Annotated in this window: 7 protein-coding genes and 1 pseudogene; 3 read left to right on the top strand and 5 right to left on the bottom strand. The window is 70.3% G+C overall.

The annotated features are described in order from the left end of the window. The first annotated feature begins 177 nt into the window (after positions 1–177). Entirely contained in the window at positions 178–954 is a 777-nt protein-coding gene (locus tag AC0CYZ_RS18155) for a phosphatase PAP2 family protein (protein WP_472217827.1), read from the top strand. Positions 955–1,370: 416 nt separating this feature from the next. Further along, positions 1,371–1,775, top strand: a complete 405-nt coding sequence (locus AC0CYZ_RS18150; protein WP_472217825.1) for a YybH family protein — start codon at positions 1,371–1,373, stop codon at positions 1,773–1,775. Between the two features lie 1,312 nt (positions 1,776–3,087). Here the strand turns inward: AC0CYZ_RS18150 and AC0CYZ_RS18145 are convergent. The 4 genes and pseudogenes from AC0CYZ_RS18145 to AC0CYZ_RS18130 all read right to left on the bottom strand — a co-directional run. Beyond that, positions 3,088–3,451: pseudogene (locus tag AC0CYZ_RS18145) on the bottom strand (sigma-70 family RNA polymerase sigma factor); the annotation flags it as partial. Positions 3,452–3,499: 48 nt separating this feature from the next. Further along, positions 3,500–3,691 (bottom strand): hypothetical protein, encoded by a 192-nt coding sequence (locus AC0CYZ_RS18140; RefSeq protein ID WP_472217823.1) that lies wholly within the window; start codon positions 3,689–3,691, stop codon positions 3,500–3,502. A 307-nt stretch (positions 3,692–3,998) separates the two neighbouring features. Beyond that, positions 3,999–5,408 carry a sugar porter family MFS transporter gene (locus AC0CYZ_RS18135; protein WP_472217821.1) on the bottom strand — a complete coding sequence of 470 codons (1,410 nt, stop codon included), beginning with the start codon at positions 5,406–5,408 and terminating at the stop codon, positions 3,999–4,001. Between the two features lie 949 nt (positions 5,409–6,357). Then, complete coding sequence (locus tag AC0CYZ_RS18130) at positions 6,358–6,708, bottom strand: hypothetical protein (protein ID WP_472217819.1); 351 nt, start codon at positions 6,706–6,708, stop codon at positions 6,358–6,360. Between the two features lie 107 nt (positions 6,709–6,815). On the opposite strand from AC0CYZ_RS18130, the gene AC0CYZ_RS18125 reads away from it, so the two are divergent. Then, on the top strand, positions 6,816–7,163 hold the full coding sequence (locus AC0CYZ_RS18125; protein ID WP_472217818.1) for a hypothetical protein: 348 nt from the start codon (positions 6,816–6,818) through the stop codon (positions 7,161–7,163). Positions 7,164–7,490: 327 nt separating this feature from the next. On the opposite strand, the gene AC0CYZ_RS18120 is transcribed toward AC0CYZ_RS18125, so the two are convergent. Continuing rightward, positions 7,491–8,718, bottom strand: a 1,228-nt coding sequence (locus AC0CYZ_RS18120; protein WP_472217816.1) for an FAD-dependent oxidoreductase, incomplete at its 5' end; no start/stop codon positions are given.

The following is an 8,718-nucleotide window of genomic DNA, read 5'->3' as shown; positions in this document are numbered from 1 at the left end:
ACAGAGCCACCACACCCCCGGACCACGACACCCGGCGCGCCGCACGGACCATGAAGTCAGGCACAGCGCTCGCCCTCGAGCACCGGAGCCCACCGGGAACCATCCGATCGACGCACCGCGACGGGTCACCAGCCAGCGGTCTACGTCGTCCCCAAGCAGGTGGGCCAGGATGGGCCGGTGAGGTCGATCCGCAGCGCACGCCGCACCCGGCTCGTGGCACCCCGCCTGCGCTTCCCGGTCGCTGTCGTCGCGGTGGTCGCTGCCGCCGCCGTGATCGTGCTCGGGGTGCACTTCGCCGGTGACGCCCACGCCGGGCCGCTCGACCGCGCCCTCGGGGGCCGGCTGGACATGCGGGACGGCGTGGTGAAGTTCCTCGGCCAGGGCTTCGCTGATCTGGGCAATCCGATGCCCGTCGCGCTCGCCCTGGTGGTGCTCGCCGGGACCGCGTTCGCCGTCCGCGGGCCACGCGGACTGGCTCTCGCCCTGGGCGGTCCTGTCCTGGCGATGGTCACGACCTCGCTCGTGCTCAAGCCGCTCGTCGCCCGCACCCGCAGCGGCGAACTCGCCTTTCCCAGCGGCCACACCACCGCCATCGCGTCCATGGCCGTGGCCGCGGGCACCCTGCTGCTGGGATGGACGGTCATGTCCCGCCTCCTGCGCTACTCCGGGGCCGCGGCGCTCACGCTGTTGGTCGTCGCCGTCGCAGCGTCCATGGTCGGCCGGGGCTACCACTACCCCACCGACACCGTGGGCGGGGTCGGTGTCGCCCTCGCCGTCGTGCTTGTCCTTGCCCTGGCCATCGACGTGACCGGCGACCGTGCCACGAGTCGCCGCGCAGACGCGCCCACTGCGGCCTCACCCCCGGGGGCCCACGTCTCCGACACCCAAAGCCGCGCCACCGCGTCCTCCGCGTCGGCAGGTCGAGCCCATCACCCCCCGCAGAACTCCGGGTGAGTCCGTCGCCTCGAGCGGCAGCGGCTCCGGCAGCCCCTACCCGAGAGGGGTCAACGCCACGGCTCGCGGTCCCCGAGACCCACCCCCGAGCGCAGCCGCGCAATCTGGCGCCACGCCGAGCTGCGCGACGCGGCCAAGACGCAGGTGCGTCCGTGCCGACGCTCACGCCCCTCAGGCGCGGGGCAAGCAATGACTGCGACTTCCTCGCCGCCGACGCGCATGTGCGCAAGGTCCGCGCAGCCGGCTCGGGTGATCGACGTCCACGTGCTGACCGCCTCGCGACAGGCACCGCGAGGTGCTCGGGCTGCCCTCCGACCACGGCGAACTCGAAGATCAACACGCCGAGCCGGACCTGGACACGCCAAGTAGCCTCCACACGAGCAGGATCCCGCGCTCATGACTAGGAGAAGTTGGCGGTGGCTGGGTTAAAGGAGCCCCGAGACGTCGCCCTCGCCTTCGCAGAAGCGTTGAACGCTGGTGATGCCGAGGCGGTGGGTGCGATCTTCAGCGAGGACGCCGAGTTCACCAACATCCTCGGCATGCGGATGCGGCAGCGAGCGGGCATCGTCGCCGGACACCGTTGGGCTTTCGATGGGCCGCTGCGCGGGCGGCGCATCACCTTCGACCTCTTGGAAGAGTTGAGGGTCACCGACGACGTCGTGATCGTTCATGGTCATAGCCTGCGAAGCAGGCGTCCCGGCGCGCCGGAGAAAGGCCTGCCAGATGGTGCCACGGTGTTGGTCTTCGTGACTCGACGCGGTGCCGATGGTTGGGAGGCAGTTGCCGCGACGAATGTGGCGGAGACACCACCACCGTCGTAACCGGTTCTGGCTGCCTCGACTCCCGAGGACGGTGCCGACGAGAACTACTCGCGCCCGGACCAGCCGGTATCAGTCGTCGCAGAACACCTCGTACTCGCCGCCGACGTGGATGATGCGTAGACGCAGCGGGTACCGCCAGTGGCACCTGGCGGGTACCGCCAGTGGCACCTGGCAGGTACCACCAGCGGCACGTCGCTGACCCCGCCGCACGACGGTGTCGCCTCAGACCCAGGCTCCGCTGCAGCCCGGGCTGCGCCCGCCCGTCGGTGCGCGGACCGGTGAATACCACTACGGTCTCGCCGGCTGACGCCGCGTGGACGACTGCCACTCCCCCCTCGAGCCACCCCCGCGCCGAGGCTCAAGCCCGTGGCCGCGGCGACCACCCGCCGAGCGCGGAACTCTCGGCGCTGGTCGGGCGGTCCTCACGCTCACCAGCGTCAGCCTCGGCCTGGCGCACCCGGTTGCGCAGCGCCTCGCGATGCACGCCAAGCCGCTCGCCGACCTGGCGGAACGTCGGGCGGGGTCGACGAGCGGTACTGGCGCACCGCGCGCTCCCGCAGCTCATCGGAGTCCTTCTTCGGCGCCGCCAGCGAGACTCCCTTCACGGGCACCCGGCCACAATCGTCGGTCTCCGCCTATCGGGGGAACCTTAAAGCGCGCTGAAAGGCTCAGTCGGTTGATAGGTGGCGTAGCGGCGGGGCAGACCGTCCGCGGGCGGTGACGTTGGTACGCGGTGGGTGTCGGCCGAGGCCAACAACTCGACCCCGAATGGCCACCCGGTCCGACGGGCGAGGCGGGCGGCGTCCACGAGGTCCTCGAGGGCCCGGTCGCTGAGCCGGCCTCCTGCTCGTCGGCGCTCCCCCACCGAGGAGGTGCCTGCAGTTAGAGCGGACTCCGGCGGCCGGTCTTGCTCGCCTGGACGCCGTCGCGTAGACGCCGCAGGCCGGCCGGCCCGAGCCTTTCGGTGATGCCCCATCTCGACCCCCTCGCCACGGGGACTGCCCGACTGCGCTCTCCACAAGACAACGGTCAGACCGGCGCGTGGAAACGCGACGCCCACAGTGAGCGGGCCGGTGCGCCATCAATGACACCTCGATTGCGGTCGTGAAACGACCCCACGGGGACGCTACGGAGGCCTGGCTTCGGGGCCCTGATCGGCGCGTACCCCTCGTGCCCAGCCGAGGAGTGGAGCGGGCCGTACAACGACTGCCACGGGGAGCGACGTCCCCATGCCACTAACCACAGATGGGCGGGCGCCCCCAGGGGTGCTGGCCTCAACTGCGTCGGCCACTGGCCCAACTCTTGAGCGCCGAGAGTGGCTGGCCGTGCACTTCACCGTGCCGAGCCTGACCCCGAGGGCGCTGGCGATCTCGACCCCGAGAGGCCACCGTGGTAGCGCAGGACCAGGGTCTCTCGCTGCCGCCGCGGGAGCCGGCCCAGCGCCGAGACCACTGCCTGGTGCTCAGCGGAGAGCATCGCCAACGACTCAGCTGAACATGCGGGCGCCGTGTGCGGCGGGTGTACCTCCGCGCGGTGCGCCGCCGTCGCAGCACTGAGCGCGAGCCATTAACCACCGCCGTGCGCAGGTAGCCCAGCGCCGCCTTCTCGTCATGCAGCCTCGCCCAGGGCCGGTGTAGCGCGGTGTACGCCTCCTGAACGACGTCCTCGGCCACAGCGCGTCGACATGCTCGACAGAGGCACCGGTACCGAGCGGGCGTTGGGCTCTAGGCGAGGACACCGGCGACGACGGAGCCGAGCAGCGCGGCACCACTCAATGCGATCAACACCCCGGTCATTGGTCGGCGGAGTTTGGTGGCCGGACCGGTGTCGATGGCACCAGCGGCATAGAACAGCGCTAGGCCGAGAGCCAGCAACAGGATGGACGCCCATGGCGTGGGTGGCGGCGTCTCGTTCATCAGGCCGCGTTGGGGTCTGGTTGCCCGTGCACTGTCAACGACCTTTCGAGCGAGTAGGGATCGGATGCGCGCGCTGTGGGGCAGTCTCCGAAGGCATGGGAGCACGCCGTCAGCTCGCCGGCTGGGCCAACACCGTCGAAACCCGCGGCGAGCACGTCTGCTCGTTCTTCACGCGCGACCGGCACGAGGCCGCTCGCCGGAGCGGAACGACTTCCCGGCGACGGGGCGCGCCGGCCGCATCTCGTGCTCGAGGACGGCACCGGGGTCGGCTCCAAGCCGCTCGATCTCGGCCGGTCGCCGCTCGAGCTCATGGGCTGGGCTGGGCTGGTCGGGTTGCACGGCGTCCCACACCGCGCAGCTCGGCGTTGATCTCCTCGAGTGTGCGGCCCTTTGTTTCGGGGAGGTAGCGCCAGAGGAAGAGCAACCCGGCGATTCCCAGCGCGCCGTAGACCCAGAACAGGCCGGTCGGGGTGATCGCGTCGACGAGGGTGAGCACCGTCAGCGAGATCACGAAGTCCAGGCCCCAGTGGGTGAACACCCCGAGGCTTGACCCTTTCCCCCGGACGGCTGTCGGGTAGACCTCGCTGTTGAGCAGCCAGATCCCGATGCCGAGGCTCCCGGCGAACGCGGCGATGTAGACGCACAGGCCGATGATCAGCAGGATCGTGACGATGCCAGTTTGGCTCGGCAGCAGATACAGCGCGCCGAGGAACAGCAACGCGAGATCGACGATCAACACGCCACCGAGCATCAGCGGTCGCCGCCCGAGTCGGTCGATCAGCGCGAGGGCGATCAGCGTGACCGCCACGTTGACCGCGCCGATGACGACCGTCACGATCGTGGCGCCGGTGTCGGTGAACCCGACGTTCTTCAGCAATGTCGGGGCGTAGTAGATGATCGCGTTCACGCCCACGAGCTGGTTGATCGCCGTGATGCCGATACCGATCCGCAGCGCCGGACGCAACCGGGGGCTGATCAGGTCGCGGTAGGACGCGCCCTCCTCCTGGGCCTGCAGATCCGCGAGCTCTTGGACCTGATCTGCCACCGCGCGGTCGTCCGCGCGACGACCTTGCACTGACGCCAGCACCTGGCGGGCCTGGTCCTCACGGCGCCGCAGGAGCAGCCACCTCGGACTCTCCGGCATGACGATCAGTCCGGCAAGCATGATCAGCGAGGGCACGGCGGCCAGCGCTAACATCCACCTCCAGGCCTGCGCCGGAGCGAGGGCGGCCCCCACCCCGTAGGACACCAGGATGCCTACGGTGATCAAGAGCTGGTTGAGCGAGACCAGCCGACCACGCGACTCCGGCGGAGCGATCTCCGCGAGGTAGAGCGGCACACAGGAGCTCGAGGCGCCGATGGCCAGCCCGAGCAGGACCCGGGCCGCCACGAGCACCCCGACGGTGGGGCTGAGCCCGGCCAGCAAGGCCCCCAAGGCGAAGATCACTGCGGCGCCGACGAGGGTGCGCTTGCGGCCCAAGCCGTCGGCCAGCCGGCCCCCGACCAATGCTCCTACCAGGGCCCCGAGCAGAAGCGCGGCGACGACCACCTGCTTGCCCGTGTCTCCTAGCCCGAAGGCGGGCCCGATGTAGAGCAGCGCGTCGCTTATGACCCCGGTGTCGTATCCGAAGAGGAAACCGCCGAGCGCGGCAATCGAGGTGACCAGGCCGAGCCGCGATCTACCGTGAGAGCGCTCTTGTTTGTCCGTTGGTGGCATGTCCTTCCCTCGCGATCTCCGGTGTCCGTGTGGTTCGAGTACTATTCCCAGACGGTGCTCCGCTCACACCGCTAAACGATCAGTATCCATCCATGAACCGCTCGGGCTCAATTCGATTGTGGCCATGAACTCCGCGCGACCCTGGGGCCGAGTCGGAGCAATATCCGGGTGCGATCGGAGCACAAAGGCGGAACGGTGGCCGGCCGAGCGGATTGGGCCTTCAGGGTTTATCTACCGAGCGGGGTGCCGGTCGACTACAGGACGCCCATCGCGGCGAATTCGGGGTCGCCCAGGAGACGTGCGTCTCGTGTCCGGACAACCCGCGGGTCGACCGCCAGTCGGCGTCGGTCACGTTCGCAGGCAAGGTGCCAGCCGGGCAGAGGACGATCCATGCACTCCGCCGCCGGAGCCGCCGTCCGACGACGAGCGCTTGCGAAGACCGCGATGAGAGGGCTTGGAGCGGCTTCGGAAAGGACGCCCTGTACGGCACCTGCTCGTCGACTAACGCGAGCTATTGCCGGTAGACGGGGTCTCAGGTACGGACTCCTGAGAAGCACAGTTCTGCAGATTCCAGCGAGCAGAGCGATGCAGGACCGACGGAAGTTCGAGCGGACGGAGACTGCAAGGTGCGTAGGTCGACATCGGGCACCTGCTCAACGCGTCGGAGTGGCCGACCATCCGGTGACCAGGGCGCGCAGCGCGTCGTCCCACTGACGGGCCGCATGCCCGCTGTCGAGAGTTCCGCGGAGCTCTAGGGCGGCCAGCCCCTCGCACGCGGCGTGGACTGCCAAGACGCGTCGCTGACGTGCGTCCACCCAGGCCGCCGCGGTCCTGCGACGCACGCACCCGGGCGTGCAACGAGATCAGTGCCTGCTCCGCGGCAGGGATGATCGCCCGGACGGTCTCGGGCGCCAACGCGGTCTGTTGCACGCCGAATGCTGACGTCCGGTCAGCGCGGCGTCGCCGGCTCCCACCGGCGGAAGGCCTCGAACGCCAGCCCTGCACCCAGAGCCACGGGCGCGTCAATCACACCGGCCACCAGCAGCGCGGTGGTGCCCAGGAACACCGGCAGCCGCGAGGGCAGCAGGTCGCGCAACGTGCGCACCGTCACCGCGACGGTCTCGCCGACCGGCTCGACCCACCCCGACGACGCGAGGCGCGAGTCGGACACGGACGGCCCCACCGGGCGAACAACCTCGACCGCAGCACCCACCGGAGCTGCGGGGGTGGTGGGCGGCGGCTCCGCGCCGTCGCCGGGCTGCACGATCGCCGTGGACTCACCCTTGGTCTTCTTGGCCATCTTCTCGACGCTACCCCGCCGTCGACCGTTCACCTGCCTCGTAGGAGCCCACCGGACGTCTCCACCGGGTCCGCAGGAAGCCCGACCTGCGTGACGCACGAGACGCGATGGGCGAGGGCACGGCCGGAGACCAGGAGAGCGCCCTGGTGCTCTACGCGATCGTCGCCTCCGCGATGGGCGCCGCCTGGCTGGTCACCTTCACCTACCTGCACCGCCACGTGGAGCTGGTCCAGGACGACGTTCCCACGGGCTTCTTCCACGAGGAGCGGGTCCGCGCCCTGTGGGGGATCGGTGCCCCGGCCATCCCGGTCCTCGTCGGGCTGGCGTTCCCGCGGGCCGCCCTGGGGGTCGTGGTCCTGACCCCGCTGTTCTACGCGGCGACGGCCGAGGGTCTTCCCGCATCGTCGGCCCGGTCGAAACGCCGGCGTCGATCCGACACCTCCAGTGAGCGCTGAGGGCCAGCGCCGGCGTCGACGAGCGCGTCGAGCTCGGTCCGCGGGGCGCGGCGCGATCCCTGGCATCGACCGGGATCGCCGAGGTCGACGACAGACGGAACAGACCGAGCGGGCGCCGCACGATCGAGCCGTGGGAAGTGCCAGTGGAAGCTGCGGCGGGACATCGCGGCCCACCTCGCCATCTGGTCGACGGTCACGGGCTCGGCGAGGTGGGCGAGCATCCACTGCTGAGCGGCAGCGATTGCGCTGTCGCTGGGAGGGGTCGCGCACGCGCTCGACCGAGCGGGACCTCGCCGTCGTGCTGGTCTGGACGCCGCTCGCGCGACGTCAGGCGGGCAACGGGTTCTGGGCCATGCGCTGCTGCCCCATCGTCGCTGCGGCTCTGACCACCTCGAAGCCGTAGCGCAGCATCTCCTGCTCGTAGGCGGTGAGGGCGGCCTGCAGGTCGGTCCGGCCGCGGACCACGGCCTTGAGTGATCGGCCGAGCAGTGCCCCGTCGCGCATCGCGACGTTGGCGCCGCGGCCGAGGGTGGGGGTCATGGCGTGTATGGCGTCGCCGAGCAGGGTCACACGGGTCGGGGTGTCGAGAGTGCAGGGCACGCTGGTGTACATCTCGACGGGGAAGAACGAGGCCGGGTCGCCAGCGCGGATGACGTCGGTGGCGGTTGGGGGCCAGTCGCTGAGGGTCTCGACCGCGATCTGCTGCAGTTGGTCGGGAGTGCGGTGCTCGCCCGCGATGAGCGCGGGAAAGTACTCGTGGCGGCCACCGACGATCGCGACGACGTAGTCGTCCTGGTGCCTTAGCGCCGTCTCGGGGGCGTACCTGGCGGCTGCTTCGGCGGGCCGGACGGGGAACTTCACGGCGCCGAGGCCGAGGAAGACCTTGCGCTGGTCGGAGGCAATGGTGAAGACGTCGCTGATGACCTCGGGCGGCGTGACAGCGGTCGCGGCCGGCATCGGAATCCGGCCGTAGATGGCGGTGATGCCAGCGTCGGCGGTGTCACAGCCGGGGGCCCGCTGGCGCCGCACCGGCGAGCGGATGCCGTCCGCGCCGACAAGGACGTCGCCGCGCTCGGTGGTGCCGTCGCTGAAGTGAGCGACCACGCCGTCGCCGGTGTCTTCGTAACGCTCGAGGGTCTTGCCGTAGTGGATCGTGTCGTCGAGGCCGGAGAGCAGGATCTGGCGCAGCGTGGCGCGGTCGACGTTGGCGTGGCCGGAGACGTGGTCGTGGCCGGGCCAGACGCGGTCGTCGAGCTCGTCGTCGGTCGGGATCCGCTTGATCACCGACAGGTCGGTCCCGAGGACGGTCGTGTAGGTCTCGGTGACGTGCGAGGTGGCTCCGAACACGGCCCACAGGTCGTCGGTCATGACCTCGCGGGCGGCGTTGCGGGCGTCGGCGTCGAGGTGGAGCCGGTAGCCCTGGGGACGGTCCCAGGGGCTGGCGTCGCGTTCGAACAGCGCGACGTCGATGTCGTGGCCGCGCAGCGACTGGGCGAGGGTCAGCCCGCCCAGACCGCTGCCGGCGATGAGGACCTTGAGCTCGGACATGGTGTGC

The organism is Actinomycetospora sp. (genome assembly GCF_055612215.1).
This window is presented reverse-complemented; position numbering and strand designations above follow the sequence as displayed.